Source organism: Polynucleobacter sp. JS-JIR-II-50 (genome assembly GCF_018687895.1).
Lineage (GTDB): Bacteria > Pseudomonadota > Gammaproteobacteria > Burkholderiales > Burkholderiaceae > Polynucleobacter.
In genome coordinates this window covers 1,965,703-1,986,117 of record NZ_CP061307.1, presented here as the reverse complement: position 1 = coordinate 1,986,117, position 20,415 = coordinate 1,965,703, and the positions used below count along the sequence as shown (strand labels likewise).

Annotated in this window: 19 protein-coding genes; 10 read left to right on the top strand and 9 right to left on the bottom strand. The window is 46.7% G+C overall.

Going from position 1 to position 20,415, the window contains the following annotated elements; translation table 11 throughout:
* Positions 1-125 precede the first annotated feature (125 nt).
* The 3 genes from FD963_RS09890 to FD963_RS09880 all read left to right on the top strand — a co-directional run bounded on the left by FD963_RS09890 (position 126) and on the right by FD963_RS09880 (position 6,016).
* Entirely contained in the window at positions 126-1,664 is a 1,539-nt protein-coding gene (locus FD963_RS09890; protein WP_215363994.1) for an efflux transporter outer membrane subunit, read from the top strand.
* Positions 1,665-1,833: 169 nt separating this feature from the next.
* The gene (locus tag FD963_RS09885) at positions 1,834-2,973 is read left to right on the top strand and encodes an efflux RND transporter periplasmic adaptor subunit (protein ID WP_215363991.1); all 1,140 of its coding nucleotides are present in this window, start codon (positions 1,834-1,836) and stop codon (positions 2,971-2,973) included.
* Positions 2,974-2,980: 7 nt separating this feature from the next.
* Positions 2,981-6,016 carry an efflux RND transporter permease subunit gene (locus FD963_RS09880; protein ID WP_215362350.1) on the top strand — a complete coding sequence of 1,012 codons (3,036 nt, stop codon included), beginning with the start codon at positions 2,981-2,983 and terminating at the stop codon, positions 6,014-6,016.
* 18 nt (positions 6,017-6,034) lie between these two features.
* On the opposite strand, the gene FD963_RS09875 is transcribed toward FD963_RS09880, so the two are convergent.
* The 3 genes from FD963_RS09875 to FD963_RS09865 are packed head-to-tail and all read right to left on the bottom strand — an operon-like array spanning position 6,035 to position 7,533.
* Entirely contained in the window at positions 6,035-6,697 is a 663-nt protein-coding gene (locus FD963_RS09875; protein WP_215362349.1) for a glutathione S-transferase family protein, read from the bottom strand.
* Positions 6,698-6,725: 28 nt separating this feature from the next.
* Positions 6,726-7,226: a flavin reductase family protein gene (locus FD963_RS09870; protein ID WP_215362348.1), complete on the bottom strand. Its 501-nt coding sequence runs from the start codon at positions 7,224-7,226 to the stop codon at positions 6,726-6,728.
* A 10-nt stretch (positions 7,227-7,236) separates the two neighbouring features.
* Positions 7,237-7,533 carry a hypothetical protein gene (locus tag FD963_RS09865; protein WP_215362347.1) on the bottom strand — a complete coding sequence of 99 codons (297 nt, stop codon included), beginning with the start codon at positions 7,531-7,533 and terminating at the stop codon, positions 7,237-7,239.
* An 87-nt stretch (positions 7,534-7,620) separates the two neighbouring features.
* Between FD963_RS09865 and FD963_RS09860 the strand changes: the two genes are divergently transcribed.
* Positions 7,621-8,604 (top strand): MDR family oxidoreductase, encoded by a 984-nt coding sequence (locus FD963_RS09860; protein ID WP_215362346.1) that lies wholly within the window; start codon positions 7,621-7,623, stop codon positions 8,602-8,604.
* A 16-nt stretch (positions 8,605-8,620) separates the two neighbouring features.
* Here the strand turns inward: FD963_RS09860 and FD963_RS09855 are convergent, their stop codons facing one another.
* On the bottom strand, positions 8,621-8,797 hold the full coding sequence (locus FD963_RS09855) for a DUF1289 domain-containing protein (protein ID WP_215362345.1): 177 nt from the start codon (positions 8,795-8,797) through the stop codon (positions 8,621-8,623).
* 41 nt (positions 8,798-8,838) lie between these two features.
* Here FD963_RS09855 and FD963_RS09850 point away from each other — a divergent pair, with 41 nt between their 5' ends.
* Positions 8,839-9,924 (top strand): MBL fold metallo-hydrolase, encoded by a 1,086-nt coding sequence (locus FD963_RS09850; RefSeq protein ID WP_215362344.1) that lies wholly within the window; start codon positions 8,839-8,841, stop codon positions 9,922-9,924.
* Here FD963_RS09850 and FD963_RS09845 read toward each other — a convergent pair.
* The gene (locus FD963_RS09845) at positions 9,836-10,294 is read right to left on the bottom strand and encodes a PhaM family polyhydroxyalkanoate granule multifunctional regulatory protein (protein ID WP_072582636.1); all 459 of its coding nucleotides are present in this window, start codon (positions 10,292-10,294) and stop codon (positions 9,836-9,838) included. The genes FD963_RS09850 and FD963_RS09845 overlap by 89 nt on opposite strands.
* Before the next feature lie 74 nt (positions 10,295-10,368).
* Here FD963_RS09845 and FD963_RS09840 point away from each other — a divergent pair, with 74 nt between their 5' ends.
* Positions 10,369-11,433, top strand: a complete 1,065-nt coding sequence (locus FD963_RS09840; protein WP_215362343.1) for a homocysteine S-methyltransferase family protein — start codon at positions 10,369-10,371, stop codon at positions 11,431-11,433.
* A complete protein-coding gene (gene metH, locus FD963_RS09835) occupies positions 11,430-14,180 on the top strand; it encodes a methionine synthase (protein ID WP_215362342.1) in 2,751 nt (916 codons plus the stop codon). Before FD963_RS09840 ends, metH begins: the two co-directional genes overlap by 4 nt.
* Here the strand turns inward: metH and FD963_RS09830 are convergent.
* Positions 14,177-14,494: a DUF1840 domain-containing protein gene (locus FD963_RS09830; protein WP_215362341.1), complete on the bottom strand. Its 318-nt coding sequence runs from the start codon at positions 14,492-14,494 to the stop codon at positions 14,177-14,179. The two genes, metH and FD963_RS09830, sit on opposite strands and share 4 nt — an antisense overlap.
* A 35-nt stretch (positions 14,495-14,529) precedes the next feature.
* Between FD963_RS09830 and argS the strand changes: the two genes are divergently transcribed.
* From argS to FD963_RS09815, 3 genes are read left to right on the top strand one after another with little or no spacing between them, the layout of a single operon-like run.
* The gene (argS, locus tag FD963_RS09825) at positions 14,530-16,257 is read left to right on the top strand and encodes an arginine--tRNA ligase (protein ID WP_215362340.1); all 1,728 of its coding nucleotides are present in this window, start codon (positions 14,530-14,532) and stop codon (positions 16,255-16,257) included.
* A gap of 35 nt (positions 16,258-16,292) precedes the next feature.
* On the top strand, positions 16,293-16,880 hold the full coding sequence (locus FD963_RS09820) for an SPOR domain-containing protein (RefSeq protein WP_215362339.1): 588 nt from the start codon (positions 16,293-16,295) through the stop codon (positions 16,878-16,880).
* On the top strand, positions 16,877-17,524 hold the full coding sequence (locus tag FD963_RS09815) for a thiol:disulfide interchange protein DsbA/DsbL (RefSeq protein ID WP_215362338.1): 648 nt from the start codon (positions 16,877-16,879) through the stop codon (positions 17,522-17,524). The genes FD963_RS09820 and FD963_RS09815 overlap by 4 nt, the downstream gene beginning before the upstream one ends.
* 37 nt (positions 17,525-17,561) lie before the next feature.
* On the opposite strand, the gene FD963_RS09810 is transcribed toward FD963_RS09815, so the two are convergent.
* Genes FD963_RS09810 through FD963_RS09800 form a run of 3 tightly spaced genes read right to left on the bottom strand, consistent with a single transcriptional unit; the run spans position 17,562 to position 20,412 of the window.
* A complete protein-coding gene (locus FD963_RS09810) occupies positions 17,562-18,338 on the bottom strand; it encodes an SDR family oxidoreductase (RefSeq protein ID WP_215362337.1) in 777 nt (258 codons plus the stop codon).
* The gene (locus FD963_RS09805; protein ID WP_215362336.1) at positions 18,335-19,630 is read right to left on the bottom strand and encodes a cyclopropane-fatty-acyl-phospholipid synthase family protein; all 1,296 of its coding nucleotides are present in this window, start codon (positions 19,628-19,630) and stop codon (positions 18,335-18,337) included. The genes FD963_RS09810 and FD963_RS09805 overlap by 4 nt, the downstream gene beginning before the upstream one ends.
* Entirely contained in the window at positions 19,627-20,412 is a 786-nt protein-coding gene (locus FD963_RS09800) for a DUF1365 domain-containing protein (RefSeq protein WP_215362334.1), read from the bottom strand. The genes FD963_RS09805 and FD963_RS09800 overlap by 4 nt, the downstream gene beginning before the upstream one ends.
* Positions 20,413-20,415: the final 3 nt, after the last annotated feature.

Here is a 20,415-nt window from a genome sequence, read left to right as displayed (position 1 = left end):
TCGCCCGTTTGACATTCAACTAAAGTTGTGAACAAAATTCAGTAGATAAATCAGGGCTTTACGAAGCCCTGATTGCATTTCTGTGTTCAAATAACTCTTGTAAAAGAGGATATTTGTTGCAACCCATGTTTCTGTCGATGCCCCATTTTTCAGGTTTGAAATTGCTTCCGCTAATTTGTGCGCTAGCTCTCTCTGCATGCGCAGTCGGCCCAGACTTTAAGCAACCCGAGGCGCCCAAGACCTCTTCTTATACAGAAACCCCTATAGCTAAGAAACTCACTACTGCGCCTGGAGTGCCAGGCGGTACAGATCAAGAGTTTGTTGAGGGCGCAGATATAGAGGCGCAATGGTGGGAGCTTTATAAATCTCCTGAGCTAGATGCCCTCATTAAAAGAGCGCTTGAGCAAAATCCAAATTTAGGTGCAGCCGATGCAGCATTGCGCGCCGCTCAAGAAAATGTCAACGCACAAATTGGTGGCCAATACTTTCCAGCGATTGGTCTTGGCGCGAATGCAATAAGACAAAAACAACCTTCAGCTGTGTATGGCATGAATTACGGTTCTGATACTTATAACCTCTACAACACCACAGTCAATGTGACTTACAGGTTGGATGTGTTTGGCGGAGCTCGGAGAGCGGTTGAAGGTGCGCGCGCACAAGCTGAGGTTGCGCAGTTTCAATTGGAGGGCGCTTATCTTTCGCTAACGGCTAACGTAGTAACAAGCGCCGTTAAGGAGGCCGCGCTTCGTGCACAAATGCAGGCCACAGAAGAAATCCTCAAGGCCCAAACCAATCTGGCTGAAGTCACTGAGAAGCAGTTAATCATTGGCACAGTTTCTAAGGTAGACGTCACATCCCAGCGAACCTTGGTATCCAACTCTCAAGTGGATCTCTTTAATTACGAAAGAAATCTTGCATTTGCGCGCAATCAATTAGCAGTGCTAGTAGGTGAGATTCCGAGCAATGCCAATATCGCAAAGTTTGATTTGGCCAATTTGCATTTGCCAGAGAAGCTACCTCTATCAGTGCCTTCCAGCTTAGTGCGTCAGCGCCCTGATGTAAGGGCAGCTGAAGCCCAGTTAAAAGCACAGAATGCCTTCGTGGGTGTTGCAACAGCCAATTTATTGCCGCAATTTAATATCACGGGATCTATTGGCGCAGCCGCACTGACATCCAACGGACTGTTTGGGCCGAACTCTGCGTTATGGAGTTTGGGTGGCGGCATCTTACAGCCGCTGTTTCAGGGTGGTCAGCTTTTGGCGCAGCGTCGCGGAGCTATCGCTAACTATGAGCTAGCAGCATTTCAATATCAAGCAACAGTCCTCAATGCATTCCAAGAAGTAGCCAATGCATTACGCGCTCTTGAGACGGGTGCTCAAGCACTCAAGGCCGCATCGGATGCAGAGCGTTATGCCTACGAAACTCTGGACTTAGTGCAGCAACAGTACAAACTCGGTACAGCCAGTTATTTAGCAGTGCTCTATTACCAAAACCAGTATCAGCAAGCAAAAGTGAAATCAGTTGCAGCACAAGCAACTCGCTTCTCAGATACGGCAGCTTTATTTGCAGCATTAGGCGGCGGCTGGTGGAATCGTGAAGGCCCTGCCTTTAAACCAAAAGACATAGCGAACAAAGATCAAAATGAAACTTCTGGAACTAATTAAGAACAAGCTCGTTGTTTTGGTCCTTACCTTGTGGGCATGGACGCAAGGTAAAGCAATTGAATGGAAATTGCGTGAGAGAGCAATTGCTCTGCGGGAAAAGGCGAAAGCCTTTTGGGCGCGTATGGGTCAGAAATGGCGTGGTACTAAGGCCCATGAAAAGCTCATGGCGATGGAGCCCCTGCAGCGTCGTATGACCATCATGCTTTGCGGCGTATTTTTATTGTTGGGTCTGATCTTCGCTTTCAATCAGCTGAAGACTTTCATGATTAAGCATTTCATTGCGGGCATGGGATTGCCTCCTGCAACGGTATCTACCATGGTGATTGCTAATGCAGAATGGCAGCCAAAGTTAACCAGCGTAGGTAATGTCCGTGCATTTAGGGGTGTTGAACTCAGCACCGAGATTGGCGGCTTAGTGCAGACTGTGCCGATTAAGTCAGGCCAAGATGTTAAAGAGGGTGAGCTCCTCATTAAATTAAATGATGCATCTGATGTAGCTCAATTGAATTCTTTAAAAGCAATGTCTGATCTAGCTAAAGTCATTAATGAGCGCGATAGACAGCAGTTAGCAATTCAGGCAATTAGTAAGAACGTTTTTGATACCAGCGCCGCTGACTCCAAATCAAAACAAGCGCAGGTTGAACAGCAAACTGCTTTAGTGGCTAAGAAAAACCTCAAAGCGCCATTTAGTGGTCGTTTAGGTATTGTTTCTATCAATCCAGGACAGTATGTAAACCCTGGCGATAAGTTGCTAACGTTACAAACCCTGGATCCCATTTTTGTGGATTTCAACTTACCGCAAAACAATGCTGAGCTCATTCAGGTTGGTCAAGAGGTTGAAGTGACTACCGATGCATTTAAGGATGCGAGCTTCACAGGCAAGATTACTGCTGTGAGTCCAAAGGTCGATACCAATACGCGCAATATTCAAGTTGAAGCGCAGCTTGCCAATCCGGATAAGAAAATTTTGCCGGGTATGTTTGCTAATGTGAATATCAAGTTGGGTGATCAAGTTAAATACCTGACCCTGCCTCAGACAGCGGTTACTTACAACCCGTATGGCTCGACCATCTTTATTGCCAAACCTACCGGGAAGAAAGATAAGCAAGGTAATCCAGCCCTTGAAGCGCAACAGGTATTTGTAACGACTGGGTTAACTCGCGGCGATCAAGTCGCCATTTTGAAGGGCGTTGATGAAGGCGCAACCGTTGTTACCAGTGGCCAGCTTAAACTTAAGAATGGCACGCCGCTGATTATTAACAACAAAGTGCAGCCAGCTAACTCACCTGATCCAAAGCCGCAGGAATAAATAGCAGATGAATTGGACTGACATATTCATCCGTAGGCCAGTGCTCTCCATGGTGGTGAGTGCTCTTGTATTGATTTTTGGTTTGAAGGCAATTGGTTCTTTACCTGTAAATCAATATCCGCAAACGCAAAATGCGATTGTGACCATCACTACGGCCTACTATGGTGCCGATCCTGAAACGATTGCAGGCTTTATTACTCAGCCTCTTGAGGCATCTATAGCTCAGGCTCAAGGTATTGATTACTTATCTTCTGCTAGCGTGAGCGGGGTCTCCACTATTACTGCAACGCTGAAGCTGAACTATGACTCAAACGCGGCATTAACGCAGATACAAACTCAAATTAGCGCGGTAAAGAATCAGTTACCACCTCAGGCGCAGCAACCTATATTGACAGTGCAGGTAGGGCAATCTACTGCTGCAATGTATATGGGTTTCTATAGTGATGACATCCCTAACAACGCTATTACCGACTACCTTTTGCGTGTTGTAAAGCCAAAGTTAGACGCTGTTGAGGGTGTTCAAAACGCAGAGATCACTGGTGGACGTAAATTCGCCTTACGCGCCTGGTTGGATCGCGAGAAGATGGCCGGGCTTGGTGTGGGCGCTGATGATGTTTACAGCGCCATGTCAGCAAACAATTACTTGTCTGCAGTTGGAAGCACTAAAGGCGAGATGGTCTCGGTTGATTTGGTTGCCGGCACCGACTTGCATACTCTGGATGAGTTTCGCAAGTTGGTCATTAAAAAAGATGGCGTGAATATTGTTTATCTAGACCAAGTGGCCAATGTCACTATGGGTTCTGAGGACTACAACACGAACGTTGCCTTTAGCGGTAAGAGGTCAGTGTTTATTGCTATTAAGGTTGCGCCGCAGGCTAACCTATTGGATGTAGCGCAACGTGTTCGGGATGTGGTGCCAGATATTCAGAAGCAATTACCTATTGGCATGACGGGCAAGATTGTTTACGACTCCACTAAATTTATTACTAGCTCTATTGATGAAGTGGTTTCTACTTTAATAGAGGCCTTGGTGATCGTGACTGTGGTGATCTACCTCTTCTTGGGCAGCGCTCGTGCAGTTGCTGTGCCAGTGATTGCAATGCCCTTGTCGCTTATTGGCACTTTCTTCCTCATGCAAGTGCTGGGCTACTCTATTAATCTGCTCACCCTCTTGGCTCTAGTGTTGGCAATTGGATTGGTGGTGGACGACGCCATCATCGTCGTGGAAAACGTTGACCGTCATATGAAAGAAGGCAAGTCACCACTAGAGGCATCTTTAATTGCTGCCCGCGAATTAGGTGGCCCTATTTTGGCAATGACAGTGGTGCTGATTGCGGTGTATATCCCGATTGGCTTTCAGGGCGGCCTGACGGGGGCTTTATTTACTGAATTTGCCTTCACTTTGGCGAGCGCGGTGGCTGTTTCAGGATTGATTGCTTTGACGCTTTCTCCGATGATGTGCTCTCGCATCTTTACCGAAGAGCAAGAAGCCTCACCGTTTGTACAAAAGATTGATCGCGTATTTGAGAAGGTGCATCACAGCTATCAAACTACTTTGCGTGATTTGCTAAGTACTTGGCAGGTCATCATCATGATGGGAGTTATCTTGCTAGGGGGCGTAGCCTATTTGTACTCAACTGCGCGTGCTGAATTAGCGCCAACTGAAGACCAGGGTATTGTTTTGATGCAAGCATCAGGACCCCCTAATAGTACGGTGACGCAAATGCAGACTTATGCAGATCAAATTTATGCAATTGCAGCTGCAGAACCAGAATACGAACAGGCCTTTCAGATCACGAGTCCTACTTCTAGTTTTGGCGGTATCTTGTTGAAAGACTGGGGTGAACGCAGTCGTAACGCAACTCAGTTCCAAGAGGATATGCAGCAAAAGTGGAATTCCATTGCAGGTGCACGCGTTGCCGCCTTCCAATTTCCGGCCTTACCGGGCGCACAAGGCTTACCTGTGCAGGTAGTCATTAATACAACAGAATCTTATGCGGCATTAAACGAAGTCTCGCAAGCGGTGCTGGATAAGGCGCGCCGTAGTGGTAATTTCTTTTTCGTGGATTCTGATCTTAAGATTGATAAGCCACAAGATGTATTAGAGATTGATCGAGAAAAAGTCGCTGCCTTAGGAATGACTCAGCAACAAGTTGGCGCTGCTTTGTCTGCCGCTTTAGGTGGTGGGTATGTGAATTACTTCTCGGTGGCTGGACGCTCTTATCGTGTGATTCCACAAGTGAAGCAAGTGGACCGTCTCAATCCAGATCAAATATTGGATTACTACATTCGCACGCCAAGTGGCGCAATGATTCAAGCGCGCACGATCGCAACGATTAAACAAAGAGTGGTGCCACAGTCTATTAATCACTTCCAGCAATTAAATTCAGCAACGATCTCGGGAGTGAGCACGCCATTTATTTCGCAAGCCGATTTATTGGAGTACATGCGCCAAACTCTGAAAGAGGTTGCGCCTAATGGATACACCATGGACTACGCAGGCCCGTCACGCCAATTTATGGCTGAATCCGGTGGATTCTTAGTCACCATGTTCTTTGCGATCTTGATTGTGTTCTTGGTGCTTGCAGCGCAGTTTGAAAGTTTCCGTGATCCGATTGTAATTTTGGTTTCTGTGCCGCTAGCCTTATTCGGCGCTCTGATCTTTATTAATTTGGGCTTCACGACTCTAAACGTCTATACCCAAGTTGGCTTAGTCACACTCATGGGCTTGATTAGTAAGCACGGTATTTTGATCGTGGAGTTTGCGAATGAGCTGCAAGAAGCAGGGCGCAGTAAGCTCGATGCCATCGTTGAAGCAAGTAGCGTTCGTTTGCGCCCGATTTTGATGACAACTGCAGCAATGGTTTTGGGCGTATTGCCCTTGGTGATTGCTTCTGGGGCGGGTGCCGCAGGACGCAAATCCATGGGTATCGTGATTTTTACTGGCCTATCAATTGGTACGCTGTTTACACTCTTTGTGGTGCCGGCAATGTACTTATTTATTGGCGCCGATCACCACACCAAGAAATTTAAACAGCAGTGAAAAACAGAAGCAGAAAAACTATTTAACGATATTGAGTTCTTTTTCAACAATATCGTTAAAGCAGGTTTCTGTTTCTAAGCGCTTCATCCAATCGTCAATATTCTTAAGAGCTGCACGCTCGCCAGTATGTTGTGGAAAGGCCTGATTTAAAAGAATCCAGCGACTGACACAAAGAGCTAAAACAATATCTCCAATCTGAAATTGATTGCCCGCGCAATAGCTTTGCTTAGACAATGTTTGATCTAGTAATCCAAGTAGCCGATTGGTTTCCTGGTATCCCTTGAGAATCGATTCGTATTGACGTTCTGCCTCGGGTGTTCTGGTGAGGCCCAGAAATGCAATCCGTAGCGCTGGCCACATCGTACCCAATTGCCAATCCATCCATTTCTCGGATTCGTACTGAGTCTGAATGTCTGCGGCAAAACGTCCAGCCTGATCACGCTGACGGGCTAGGTAACGCATGATGGTATTGGATTCCCAAAGCACTACTTCACCGTCTTCTAATGTAGGTACTAAGCCATTTGGGTTGAGATTTAAAAACTCTGGAGTGTTATTGATTCCAAATTGCAGACCAGCATCGATCCGTTCAAAGTCTTTGCCTTCTTTTAGTCCAAGCTCAGCAAGGCACCACAATACTTTTTGAACGTTAATAGAACTTTTGCGACCCCATAAACGCATCATGGCATTTCCTTACAAAGATGAATAGGTATTAGCTGGCTTTAGTTTCTGTGAAATCGAGACCTACAAATTGGCTACGCGCAAAAATGAGCGGCTCTCGTTCAGGGTGATTTTTTAAGTTAATTACTTTGGCAACAATGATGTTGTGATCGCCGCCTATGTGAACACAAACGGTTTCACATTCGTAATAAGCGACGCAATGATCGATTTGGGTTAGTCCACTAGCCGCTAGCTTGTGATCAATTCCCTTGAATTGATCAGTCTTCACGGTAGCGAAATGCATTGCCAGATTCTCTTGCGAGCGTTCTAAAACATGAATCAGATGTTTCTTGCCAAGCTCAACCCAGGGCATCAGACGCGAATGCTTCTTGAGGCTCCAAAGAATGAGTGGCGGCTCAAGTGAGACCGTGTTGAAAGAGCTAATCGTAATGCCATGAGAATTATTTTCCTCATCTAGGCAAGTGATAACAGTGACCCCTGTTGCAAATGATGCGAAACCTTTGCGCAGCTCTTGTGAAGTAAACGGGGTCATTAGTCTTTGCTTATTTGGCTTCAGCTTTTGCTGTAGCGGTCAGTGTTGTGCCAGGAATAGGGTTCAAAATTTCATTCTCATCGGCTTTTACGCATTTGAAGCGATATTCTTTGCCTGCCTTGGATAGAAAGCTAGCGCCTTCATAGAAATCATCTTTACAGGTCTTGGTGGCGAAATCCATAACATCCTGTGGTGCAGCGCTAGAAGTAATCAGACGCATATTGCCCATAGACATATTAATTTGGGTGGAATAGCAGCCAGATAGCGCCAAGCCAGAAATCGTAGTTAATAGTAGAATTTTTTTCATGGAAACCTCCATAATCAGCAATGCTCGTTAGGATAAACCTATTAAGCAATTGCTGCGGGGAAATACCTCGTTCTAAAAGGAAGAGACATGTTTAAAGCAATATTGGTAAATAAGGATGATCAAGGGTATCGCGCAGAATTAGCCCAAGTGGATGAGGCTAGGCTCCCAGAGGGGGATGTTCGCGTAAAGGTCCTGTATTCCACCCTCAATTACAAGGATGGTCTGGCTATCACTGGTAAAGGTCCAGTGGTTCGCAGCTTTCCAATGGTGCCGGGAATCGATTTTGCTGGAGAAGTAATGGAGAGCACCAGCTCCGACTTCAAGGCTGGCGATATGGTGCTTCTCAATGGCTGGGGAGTTGGCGAGGGGCATTGGGGTGGCTTAGGTCAGCAGGCCCGTGTGAAGGCCGATTGGTTGATTCCGCTGCCCAAGGGGTTTACTGCTAAACAAGCATTAGCCATTGGCACGGCAGGTTATACCGCCATGCTCTGCGTTATGGCACTACAAAAGCATGGGCTTAAGCCAGGTGATGGTGAGGTTTTGGTTACCGGTGCTGCAGGCGGTGTTGGTAGCTTTGCCATCACGCTTCTTAGTAAGCTGGGCTTTACTGTTGTCGCGAGTACTGGCCGTATGGCTGAAGCGGATTACCTGAAGAAATTGGGTGCAACTGAAGTGATTGAGCGCGCTACTTTATCTGCTCCTGGTAAGCCATTGGCAAAAGAGCGTTGGGCTGCTGTGGTTGATAGCGTAGGTAGCCATACTTTAGCTAACGCTTGTGCACAGACCAAGAGCGATGGTGCAGTAGCTGCTTGTGGCTTAGCTCAGGGCATGGATTTTCCTTCAAGTGTTGCACCATTTATTTTGCGCGGCGTTACTTTGTATGGCATTAATAGTGTGACAGTGCCACGTGCAAAACGCATTGCTGCCTATGAGCAGTTGAGTAAGTTGGTAGATTTGAAAACCTTAGATGAAATCTCTCATGAAATTACGCTTGAGGAGTCGATCAAATACGCGCAAGAATTAATGGCGGGCAATGTACGTGGACGATTGATTGTCGACGTCAATAAATAAAAAATAAAGATTGGTATTACTGAGGTGCTTGGGGTTTGCGACTCGGAAGTTGTGACCAAACCTCAAGCTTCTCAGGATTCGTGAGATCTGACCAATCAGCAATTTCAGTCAAGGTGCGATAGCAGCCACGACAGTAACCATTTTCAGGATTAATGTCACACCAATTAATGCAAGGCGATGGAACTGTTGTCAAAGCAAACCTAGAAGTAAAAAATCAATCAATAACACTAAGCCATGAATACTCAAAATAAAGCAAGTACTGAACCTGCAATTCATTATCCCTTAGGAGACGCCCTTCCGGAAGTGGGTAGCAGCATAGAGGTTGCGCCAGGTGTTCGCTGGATCAGAATGCGCCTGCCCTTTGCTTTAGATCACATCAATCTTTGGCTGCTGCGCGATGAAATTGATGGTGTTGCGGGTTGGACGATTGTGGACTGCGGTATTGCTAATGATGAGACAAGAGCCTCATGGGAGCAAGTGTTTGCAACTCAGCTTGAAGGCTTACCAGTCTTGCGTGTGATAGTGACTCATATGCATCCTGACCATGTAGGACTATCCCAATGGCTCTGTGAAAAATGGCATGTCCCGATGTGGATTTCCATGACAGATTACTTAACTGCTCAATGGTTAAGTTGCAAAGAGGGTGGCGCTGCAGTTGGTTCACGCGCTGGCAGTGGTGGTTCTGCAGATCATTTTCAAAGACATGGTTTAACAACTGCTGAAGATTTAGAAAAAATTCGAGGGCGCTCCAATTACTACAGCAATATGGTTCCTGGAGTACCACGTCAATACCGCCGCATTATTGATGGCGAGTCTATTTTGATTGGTGGTCATACGTGGCAAGTCATCATGGGTTATGGGCATGCGCCTGAGCATGCTTCTCTGTTTTGTAAAGATCTTGGAGTGTTGATTTCTGGAGATATGTTGTTGCCTCGCATTTCTACTAATGTGAGTGTTTATGACGCTGATCCGGATGCGGATCCTCTGGGATTGTATTTAGACTCTATCGAAAAATATTTAGCATTGCCTGAGGGCACATTGGTGCTTCCTTCGCACGGCAAACCATTTACCGGAATCAGGCCACGCGTTGCGCAACTGAAAGCCCATCATGATGATCGCTTGGTCGATACCTTGAGCGCATGTAAAAAACCGGCACATGCTAGGGAGATTGTGCCGGTCTTGTTTAAACGTGAATTAGATATTCATCAACTTACGTTTGCAATGGGTGAGGCTATTGCTCATCTGAATTACCTACTTCGTCGAGGAAAGTTGCGTCGCCAGCTTTGCGAGGACGGCGTGTTGCGGTTTTCCTTGGTTTAGCACTAGTTGTTTTAGTCTTAGATTCTTCCTTTGGGGCGCTTGTTGAGCTAGCTGCTGAGCTGGCTGCTGATACCGCATCACCAAAGGATTTGAGTGCCATCATGGTGGCATGCTGAACTTCAAGACCCTGAATAGTCGACTTGAGGATGTTGAGGTTCAAATTGAGCCAGTTTTCAACACTTTTCAGGTCCTTGATGCGCTTTTCAAGCTCATCTACATCCAAGCCAGGAAAAGCTGAAGCAAAGCCACCAGCAGCCTTAGAGGCATCTGCCGTAAAGGGGAACTGCCCAGCCTGACCTGCAGCACCTTGCCCCCACATGGTTTTAAACATATCTAGGCTTTGATTGAATTCTGGAATGGTTCCAAACATAGGGGCTCCGGGGTAAATGAAAAGTGGCTTTTCCAATAGAATAAGGGATTCTAGAGATTAATCCCGGTTTAACAATGCAATCTAATGGTTTGTCCCAGCTCTATACCCGTGGTCAAAAGCTCCCCGAGCTTTTGAAGCAGCGCATCCTCATTTTGGATGGCGCCATGGGCACCATGATTCAGCAATACAAGTTAACCGAAGCCGACTATCGCGGCTTACCAGGAAATACCCGTTTTGCTGATCACCCTGGAGATATCAAAGGCAACAATGAGCTTTTGGTTTTGACCCAGCCACAAATTATTAGCAAGATTCATGAGCAGTACTTAGATGCTGGCGCGGACATTATTGAAACCAATACTTTTGGCGCAACTTCAGTTGCCCAAGAAGATTACAAAATGGCTGGCTTAGCACGTGAGATGAATGAAGTCTCTGCTAAATTAGCGCGCGCAGCTTGTGAAAAATACAGCACCCCAGAAAGACCGCGTTTTGCTGCGGGCGCGATTGGGCCTACACCAAAGACGGCAAGTATTTCACCGGATGTTAATGACCCAGGTGCACGCAATGTGACCTTTGATGCGTTACGTGCTTCGTATCGTGAGCAGATTGAAGGTTTATTTGCAGGCGGCGTCGACTTATTTTTGGTTGAAACTATTTTCGATACGCTTAATGCCAAAGCTGCACTCTTTGCCCTCGATGAATTTTTTGAAGAGACCGGTGAGCGTTTGCCGGTAATGATTTCTGGAACGGTGACAGATGCATCTGGCCGTATTTTGTCAGGCCAAACAGTCGAGGCGTTCTGGAATAGTTTGCGTCACATCAAGCCGCTCACTTTTGGCTTGAACTGTGCATTAGGTGCCGCTTTAATGCGCCCTTATATTGCAGAGCTGGCAAGAATTTGCGATGCGGCAGTGTCTTGTTACCCGAATGCGGGATTGCCTAATCCGATGAGTGATACGGGCTTTGATGAGACCCCAGAAATTACCTCTAGCCTAGTAGATGGTTTTGCTAAAGACGGTTTAGTCAATTTGGTTGGTGGCTGCTGCGGCACAACACCTGAGCACATTCGTGCAATTGCTGATGCGGTTTCCAAGCGGAAGCCACGCGCTTTCTATCGCGAGAATGCGGAGGTATCAGTATGAGCAAGATAGAGAAAAAAGCGATGCCAGCAATGAAGCTTTCTGGTCTTGAGCCATTTAACGTTACTGCTGATGTTGGCTTCGTCAATATTGGTGAGCGTACCAATGTCACAGGCTCAAAAGCATTTTCCAGAATGATTTTGAATAATCAATTTGATGAGGCGCTTGTTGTGGCGCGTCAACAGGTTGAGAATGGCGCACAAGTTATCGACATCAATATGGATGAGGCGATGTTAGATTCTGAGGCGGCGATGACACGCTTCCTCAATTTGATCGCCTCTGAGCCTGATATTGCACGCGTTCCTATCATGATCGACTCCTCCAAGTGGAGTGTTATCGAAGCGGGCTTGAAGTGTATTCAAGGTAAGCCTATCGTTAACTCGATCTCCTTGAAAGAGGGCGAGGAGTCCTTCAGAAAACAAGCACGTTTAATTCGTCGTTATGGCGCCGCTTCTGTAGTGATGGCTTTTGACGAGGTAGGACAAGCCGATACCTTTAAGCGTAAGACAGAAATCTGTCAGCGCTGCTATGAGATCTTGGTAAACGAGATTGGCTTCCCAGCAGAAGACATTATTTTTGATCCGAATATTTTTGCAATTGCTACCGGTATTGAAGAGCATGACAACTACGCGGTTGACTTTATTAATGCCACCCGCTGGATTAAAGAAAATCTGCCGGGCGCCAAGGTTAGCGGTGGCGTTTCTAATGTGAGCTTCTCGTTCCGCGGTAATGATCGTGTCCGCGAAGCGATCCATACTGTGTTTCTATATCACGCCATTCAGGCTGGCATGGACATGGGCATTGTGAATGCTGGTCAGTTGGGCGTTTACGCTGATTTGGATCCTGAGTTACGTGAGCGTGTTGAGGATGTTGTCCTCAATCGTTTTAAAGAAAAAGATGGCAAAACACCTACCGAGCGTTTGCTCGATATTGCCGATCAATTTAAGGGTGGCGGCGCTAAGCAGGTCGAGAACCTAGTGTGGCGTGAAGCCCCCGTGCGTGAGCGTCTAACGCATGCTCTAGTGCATGGCATTACTACTTTTATTGAAGAAGATACCGAAGAGTTGCGCGCTGAAATTATGGGCGCTGGTGGCAGACCAATTGAGGTGATTGAAGGCCCGCTCATGGACGGTATGAACGTCGTTGGCGACTTGTTTGGCGCCGGCAAGATGTTCTTGCCTCAAGTGGTTAAGAGTGCGCGGGTGATGAAACAAGCGGTTGCCATCTTGATTCCGTATATCGAAGAAGAAAAACGTCTACATATTGCGGCAGGCGGTGAAGCCAAGGCTAAGGGCAAGATTGTGATGGCTACCGTGAAGGGTGACGTACACGATATTGGTAAAAATATTGTTACCGTTGTTCTGCAATGTAATAACTTTGAAGTAGCCAATATGGGTGTAATGGTTCCTTGCGCAGAGATTCTCAAGCGTGCCAAAGAAGAGAATGCAGATATTGTTGGTTTATCTGGATTGATTACACCTTCGCTAGAAGAAATGACTTATGTTGCGCAAGAGATGCAACGCGATGATTGGTTCCGTGAGCGTCAAATCCCATTAATGATTGGTGGTGCAACGACTTCACGCGTTCATACGGCCGTGAAGATTGCCCCGCATTACGATGGTCCGGTGGTGTATGTACCTGATGCATCTCGTTCAGTTTCAGTAGCTTCCAGCCTGCTGTCTGATGAAAGTGCCAAGAAATTTATTCAAGATTTGCGTGATGACTATGTGCGTATTCGTGAACAGCACGCCAATAAGAAAGCGGCGCCAACCATTTCTTTAGAGGCAGCACGTAAGAATCGCGAGATGATCGACTGGTCTGCTTATGTTCCAGAGAAGCCGAAGTTTATTGGCCGTCGTGTATTTAAAAACTTTGCACTGAGCGATATCGCTAAATATATTGACTGGACACCGTTCTTTCAGACTTGGGATTTAGCAGGCAAATTCCCTGCAATTCTGGATGATGAAGTTGTTGGCGTTGAGGCTCGCAAGGTATTTGCAGATGCTCAAGCATTACTCGATAAGTTGATTAAAGGCCAATGGCTACAAGCCGATGCGGTGGTGGCTTTTTATCCTGCTAATACTATTGGCGACGATATCGTTTTGTATAGCGATGAAGCACGCGAGCACCCTTTATTTGTCTGGCATAACTTGCGTCAACAATCCGAGCGTCCAGTTGTAGAGGGTGTACGCAGACCTAATCGTTGTTTGGCTGACTATGTTGCGCCAAAAGGCTCTGGCGTTACTGATTACCTGGGTTGTTTTGCAGTGACTACTGGCCACGGTGTTGAAAAGAAAGTGGCTGAATTTCAGGCGAAGCATGATGACTACAGCGCCATTATGTTGAAGGCCCTAGCTGACAGATTGGCAGAAGCGTTTGCTGAACTCATGCACCATCGTGTGCGCACTGATCTGTGGGGCTATGCAACCAACGAGATTTTGACTAATGATCAGATGATTAATGAGGAATACCGCGGTATTCGTCCGGCACCTGGTTACCCAGCCTGCCCTGCACATGAAGTTAAAGAAGATTTATTACGGGTCATTGGCTCTGAAGATATTGGCATGACTCTGACAGAGTCGATGGCCATGAATCCAGCTTCTAGCGTGAGTGGTTTCTATCTGGCTCATCCGGATGCGCGCTACTTTAATGTGGGCAAGCTATCGGATGACCAGGTTGAGGACTTAGCCAAACGCCGCGGTCAAAGTATTGAAGATACCCGTCGTCAGCTAGCGAGCTTGCTAGATTAAACGCCCCACATAACAGGTTCGTCTTTGGCTTTGGACTGCTTCATGAGCTCTAAAAATGGGTAGGCTCGCTGTCCAAGGCGGTCAGCTAGCTTAGGCTTCTGAGTACCTTTCTCGGACTCGTCATTCGCTTTAGCCCGCTCCTCCAGATCTTTGAGGATGGCAGTTTCCAGTGCGGTGATGAGGTCTGGCAGTTGCTCAACGGTCAAAATGCCACGGGGCTCTAGGGGGCGCCCTAAAATCTCAAAGATTCGTTTAGTCAGATCCGCCAGCATGATGACATCTGGACCAGCCTTTGAGCGAAATTGATAGATCATTTCGATAGCTTACCACCTGATAAACTCGCTTATCTATGTTGTTAACCAATAAAAATCGTTTAATTGAAATGCTGAGTGCTGCCCTTGCAGGCTTGGCTCAGGAGCGCGGCCTGGGAGAGGCTCCTGCCCCCCGTCTAGAGCGTCCCAAGGCTGTTGATCATGGGGATGTTGCTTGTAATATCGCCCTCCAGCTAGCAAAGGCTTGGAAGCTGAACCCGCGTGAGTTGGCGCAGGCCTTGGTGGAGCGCTTACAGCAGCAAGCAGGCTTTAATGATCTGATTGCATCCTGTGACATCGCTGGCCCTGGCTTTATTAATTTCCGCCTCAGCAATGCTGCTAAAACTGCTGTAGTTCAGGAGATACTTTCCGCTGGCACCCATTTTGGTGAGTCTGTACAGGACGGTCAGTCTGTGCCAAGCGCCATGATTGAGTTTGTCTCTGCTAATCCAACCGGGCCATTGCATGTGGGCCACGGTAGACAGGCGGCGCTGGGCGATGCCTTAGCCAATTTATTGGCGACTCAAGGAATCAAAGTTCATCGTGAGTTTTATTACAACGATGCCGGTGTACAGATTGCGAATTTAGCCTTATCTGTTCAAGCTCGCTTACAGGGATTAAAGCCTGGTGATGCCAAGTGGCCTGAGCAGGCATATAACGGTGAATATATTGCGGAGATTGCTAGCGCATTTAAAGCCTCTCCAGAATTTAAAGATGATCTTGAGGCCATTCGCCAATTTGCGGTTGCTTATTTGCGTAATGAACAAGACATTGATTTAAAAACTTTTGGTGTGAAATTTGATTGCTATTACTTAGAGTCTTCTTTATATACCGACGGTAGCGTTGCACAAATCGTCGGCGACTTACAAAGCATTGGAAAGACCTATGAATCCGAAGGCGCACTCTGGTTGAAGAGTACGGATGATGGTGACGATAAAGATCGCGTGATGCGTAAGTCTGATGGTAGCTTTACCTACTTTGTACCGGATGTGGCGTATCACACCAGCAAGTGGAATCGTGGTTTTCAGAAGGTGATTAATGTGCAGGGTAGCGATCACCACGGCACCATTGCCCGTGTGCGTTCAGGCCTCCAAGGCGTAGCGCAGAAGCGCGGCTGGGATATTCCTAAAACCTATCCGGAGTATGTGCTGCATAAGATGGTGACGGTTATGCGCCATGGTGAAGAAGTCAAAATTTCTAAGCGTGCGGGCTCATATGTCACTGTGCGTGATTTGGTGGAATGGTCTGGTGGCGTTACTCCAGAGATGACGCCTGAAGAGCGGGAGTTAGCTTTGCAGCGTGGTCGCGATGCTGTGCGCTTTTTCTTGATCTCGCGTAAAGCAGATACCGAATTTGTTTTTGATATTGATTTAGCTTTACAGCAAAACGATGAGAATCCAGTGTTCTACGTTCAGTATGCGCACGCAAGAATTAATTCAATCTTGCAACAGTGGGGTGGACAAGTACCAGAGTTGGCTACTGCCGATTTATCGCTTTTGCAAAGCAAAGCATCGGATCATTTATTGCGTCGTTTGGCAGAATACCCAGAAGTTCTGACCGCTGCTACCGAAGAATTGGCGCCACATGCCTTGGCTTTTTACCTGCGTGACTTAGCAGGCGATTTCCATACCTTCTATAACGCCGATCGCGTCTTGGTTGACGATCAAAACTTGAAGCAAGCGCGTCTTGCATTGCTATTGGCAACCCGCCAGGTTCTGCAAAATGGCTTAAAAGTTCTCGGGGTATCTGCGCCAATAAAGATGTAATGGCGAGGGATGAAGTGAAGATGTAAGATGAGGAAATGATGAAAACACCGAATCAACAAAACTCCCAATACGGCGGCACTATTCTCGGCTTTATTTTGGGTTTAGGCGTCGGTCTTGGAATCGCCTTTGTTATCGCCTTTTATCTTTCTAAAAATACCCCTCAAGAAAGACCGGGGATGCGCGCCCCTAGTTTGCCTTTGACGATTAAGCCTTCTACAGCACCTGCGGAGGGTGAAGCGGGCGCCCCTGCTGAGCCGGTAGATTTAAATAAGCCGCTCCAAGGTAAATCACCTGCCCCTGTATCAGCCGATCCGATTGGTGATTTGGTAAACGGCAAGAAAACTACTGATAAGCCAGCAGATGCAGTCCCTGCAAGTAAATCAGACGCCATTTATTTCTTACAAGTAGGTGCGTTTACGAAGCGTGCCGATGCGGATGCGCAAAAAGCGAATTTAGCTATTCAGGGAATTCAAGCCCAGTTAAGTGAAGTCACGAGTGACGGCAATACTCTTTGGCGCGTACGTGTAGGTCCGTACAACAGTGTTGATGAGAGCAACTCAGTGCGAGATAAATTAAGTGGCATGGGCATTAAACCAACTTTAATCAAATCCAGTAAATCATGATTTCATTCAGCAAAAGATTCATTACTTTATTAGCACTGCTTTCTTTAAGTGGCTTTGCTAGCGCACAAGCTCAAAAAATCGAAGAGGGTTTTGATTACCGCATATTGCCTGTTGCGCAGCCAGTAGAGACCAAGGGTAAAGTAGAAGTTATTGAATTCTTTTGGTATGGTTGCCCACATTGCTATGACTTTGAGCCAGAGCTCAGTAGCTGGGTAAAGCGCCAACCTAAGGATGTTGTCTTCAAAAGAGTCCCCGTAGCCTTCCGCGATGACTTCTTGCCCCATAGCCAAATGTATTACGCGCTCGAATCGATGGGCAAAGCTGATGCCTTAAATGAAAAAGTAATGTATGCGATGCATAAGGAAAATAAGCGCCTCTTAACGGAGACTGAGATCGCGGATTGGGTCGCATCTCAAGGAGTTGATCGCAATACCTTCTTGGCAACCTATCGCTCTTTTGCAGTAGTTTCTAAGGCTCGTGCCGCTAAGCAATTAACCGAAGCCTATCGTATTGATGGGGTGCCGACGATTGTGATGCAAGGTAAGTATGTGACATCACCATCTATAGCTGGGTCTAAAGCTAAAGCAATCGCAGTAATGGATTATCTAGAAGAGAAGATTCGTAAAGACAAGTACAAGCAGTAACTTCAAAATAGGTAGCTGCGTAAAACTTTAACGCCGCTTAAATTTTGACGAAGCGGCGCACAATCCAAAAGTAGATTGGGTAAGGCAAGATTCTCAGAAACTTTAAGAATCTTGTGAATCGCTTAGGGAAGTGAATATCGAATTCCCCCTTCTGAATGCCAGCCAAAATTTCGCTAGCGGCTTCTTCTGCGCTAATGAGCGCCGGCATTTCAAAATCATTTTGTGCAGTAGCCTCAGTAGCTACAAACCCGGGGGAAATCATATGTACGCTGACTCCAGTTGGCAGTAAGTCGTAATATAAATTCTCACAAAAATTGATGATGGCGGCCTTACTAGGGCCATACGCCAAGGCTTTTGGCAGGCCGCTATACCCCGCAACACTACCAACAATAGCAATATGTCCAGAGTGAGCCTTGAGCATTTCCGGAATTACCAATGCTACCGCTCTCATTGGACCTAGAAGGTTTGCATCAATGGTTTTCTCTGCAACCTTGATATCAAAATTATCTGCGCGAAGCGGTACATACGTTCCTGATACAAAAAGCAGTAGATCAAGCCCACCCCAGGCACTCACAAGGGTTTTATAGCCATCCTGCAGTTGGGTATTGTTTGTGACGTCTAATGGAGTAACGAGGGTTTGATCAGCTCCTGCAGTACTGGCAATAACATTTAATCGTTCAGCTCTACGACTGGAAAGGGCTACCTTCGCGCCTTTGAGAAGAAGCGCTTTCGCACAAGCTTCGCCAATACCACTCGATGCACCAATGACCCAAACTCTTTTTCCTGAAAAGTGATCGATGCCTTGTTGTTTCATGCGCCTAGTGCATCAGAAGATGCTGGTGATGGTTGATGGCTCAATGTGAATTGCACTACGTCGATATTACGCTCAGTAAAGCCAGCGGCACAATACATGAGATAGAAGTTCCAAAGGCGTATGAATGCTTCATCAAAGCCAAGTTGGCGAACTTCTTGCAGTTTTTGATTAAAGCTATCACGCCACAAGCAAAGGGTTCTTGCGTAATCTCCGCCAAATGCGAATTCATCATCAATTTGTAATCCAGCCTTAGCTGCGCTTGCTTTAAAGCTTGCCCTGGAGGGCAGCATGCCACCAGGAAATACATACTGTTGAATAAAGTCAGTGTTGCGTCTGTAGCGATCAAAAAGATCTTCTGCTATCACAATCGTCTGGATGCAAGCTTTGCCACCTGCTTTTAGACAATGGGCAATTGTTTCAAAATACTCCGGCCAATGTTTCTCACCAACTGCCTCAAACATTTCGACGGAAGCAATGCCATCAAATTTTTCTTGGCAATCACGATAGTCTTGAAGGCGCACTTCAAATCCAAGAGGATTGACTATTTGAGTTTGCGCTCCTAGCAAACGCTTCTCTGCAAACGCTTTTTGCTCTGTAGATAGAGTTAGGCCAGTAATGGCTCTATTGAGGCGAAGAGATTCTTCCATGACTCCGCCCCAGCCACAGCCAATTTCTAGTATGTGATCCCCTGGTGCAGTCTTCAAGGATTCTAGAATGCGCCCAATCTTTGCCCGCTGTGCATCAGCTAAAGCTTGCTTATCTCCTTCAGAAAACCAGGCGCTAGAGTAGCTCATCGTCGGATCGAGCCACAGCGTATAAAAAGCATTACCTAGATCATAGTGCGCATGGATATTTTTGCGGCTTCCCGCTTTGCTGTTATCTCGCAACCAATGTTTTAGGCGATAAAAGATCGAACCATACCAATTGCCGTAGATGGCTTTTTCCAAAATAGTTCGGTTGCGTATGGCTAGCTCAAGCAGCGCTTTGAGGTCGGGCGTGTTCCATTTGCCTTGAATGTAGCTCTCAGCAAAGCCAATATCTCCATGAGACATGATCTCTTTAAAGACAGACCACTCCAAGATATGAATTTCAGCATGCAAATGATCACTTTGAATACCAAACTCGCGCCTCTCGCCATTGGGAAGGGTGAGTTTTAAATGACCACTACTTAGCTTCGTCAGGAGGGTGAGGAGTGCCTTAGCCTTAAGTTGGTGTTGCGGCGAAGCGTTATCCCGCTCATGTGGGCGAGAAAAATTGAGTCTGGAGAGAAGGGTTTGTCCTGGGCGGTTCATCTGCTAACTTCAAGTTCTGGTGGTTTAGGCTTTGAATGAAAGGGTACACCTTTTACCCACAATTTCAATGCTTGCCAATGTATTCGGAAAATGACACCCAAGCTCATTAATGGGTAGCGTAGTAGCGCCAGAATGATATTGGCGCGACTAAGTGGGCGGCTGGTGCCACTAATGCTGGTGTTGATGAGGGGTTGGCCGTCCTCATGAAGTTCAATGCGACAGACATTATTCTTGCCACTACTACTATCTTGCGGAAATAAGAAGCGGAAATGGTAATCGCCACGTACCGCACAAAATGGTGAAACGTGAAATACCTTTTTGCTACTGAGTGTTTCACCGGAGTGCAACACCTCGCCCGAATCTTTGTGCAGTAAATAGCAATGACGCTCACCAAAGGTATTGTTGACCTCAGCCAACACTGCTTGTACTTTGCCATCAGCGCGCGTACAGATCCAAAAGCTCACGGGATTAAAGACGTAACCCAATACCCTTGGAAAAGTCTGAAGCCAAATTTCTCCATCGACATGTTGCACATGATTGTCTGCAAGAATCTTTTCGATCCAAGCAAGGCTATTCGATTCTCCCAGGCCATGGTCCTTATCAAAAAATGCACAAAGACCCCAACGGTTATCGCTTAAGCCGTTTTGACTCAGTAAATTCGGATTAGCGCTACGACCGCGCATAGGGATGGAGATAGTAAATACTCCATAACCAAAAGCATTCTTAGCCGGCCGCAAGCGCTGGTGTTTTACTACTCCAAAGTTAATCTTGGCATCTGACATCAA

Coding starts and splice junctions, on each gene's coding strand:
- FD963_RS09890 (WP_215363994.1), top strand. CDS start 126: ATGTTTCTGTCGATGCCCCATTTTTCAGGTTTGAAATTGCTTCCGCTA.
- FD963_RS09885 (WP_215363991.1), top strand. CDS start 1,834: ATGGAGCCCCTGCAGCGTCGTATGACCATCATGCTTTGCGGCGTATTT.
- FD963_RS09880 (WP_215362350.1), top strand. CDS start 2,981: ATGAATTGGACTGACATATTCATCCGTAGGCCAGTGCTCTCCATGGTG.
- FD963_RS09875 (WP_215362349.1), bottom strand. CDS start 6,697: ATGATGCGTTTATGGGGTCGCAAAAGTTCTATTAACGTTCAAAAAGTA.
- FD963_RS09870 (WP_215362348.1), bottom strand. CDS start 7,226: ATGACCCCGTTTACTTCACAAGAGCTGCGCAAAGGTTTCGCATCATTT.
- FD963_RS09865 (WP_215362347.1), bottom strand. CDS start 7,533: ATGAAAAAAATTCTACTATTAACTACGATTTCTGGCTTGGCGCTATCT.
- FD963_RS09860 (WP_215362346.1), top strand. CDS start 7,621: ATGTTTAAAGCAATATTGGTAAATAAGGATGATCAAGGGTATCGCGCA.
- FD963_RS09850 (WP_215362344.1), top strand. CDS start 8,839: ATGAATACTCAAAATAAAGCAAGTACTGAACCTGCAATTCATTATCCC.
- FD963_RS09845 (WP_072582636.1), bottom strand. CDS start 10,294: ATGTTTGGAACCATTCCAGAATTCAATCAAAGCCTAGATATGTTTAAA.
- FD963_RS09840 (WP_215362343.1), top strand. CDS start 10,369: ATGCAATCTAATGGTTTGTCCCAGCTCTATACCCGTGGTCAAAAGCTC.
- metH (WP_215362342.1), top strand. CDS start 11,430: ATGAGCAAGATAGAGAAAAAAGCGATGCCAGCAATGAAGCTTTCTGGT.
- FD963_RS09830 (WP_215362341.1), bottom strand. CDS start 14,494: ATGATCTATCAATTTCGCTCAAAGGCTGGTCCAGATGTCATCATGCTG.
- argS (WP_215362340.1), top strand. CDS start 14,530: ATGTTGTTAACCAATAAAAATCGTTTAATTGAAATGCTGAGTGCTGCC.
- FD963_RS09820 (WP_215362339.1), top strand. CDS start 16,293: ATGATGAAAACACCGAATCAACAAAACTCCCAATACGGCGGCACTATT.
- FD963_RS09815 (WP_215362338.1), top strand. CDS start 16,877: ATGATTTCATTCAGCAAAAGATTCATTACTTTATTAGCACTGCTTTCT.
- FD963_RS09810 (WP_215362337.1), bottom strand. CDS start 18,338: ATGAAACAACAAGGCATCGATCACTTTTCAGGAAAAAGAGTTTGGGTC.
- FD963_RS09805 (WP_215362336.1), bottom strand. CDS start 19,630: ATGAACCGCCCAGGACAAACCCTTCTCTCCAGACTCAATTTTTCTCGC.
- FD963_RS09800 (WP_215362334.1), bottom strand. CDS start 20,412: ATGTCAGATGCCAAGATTAACTTTGGAGTAGTAAAACACCAGCGCTTG.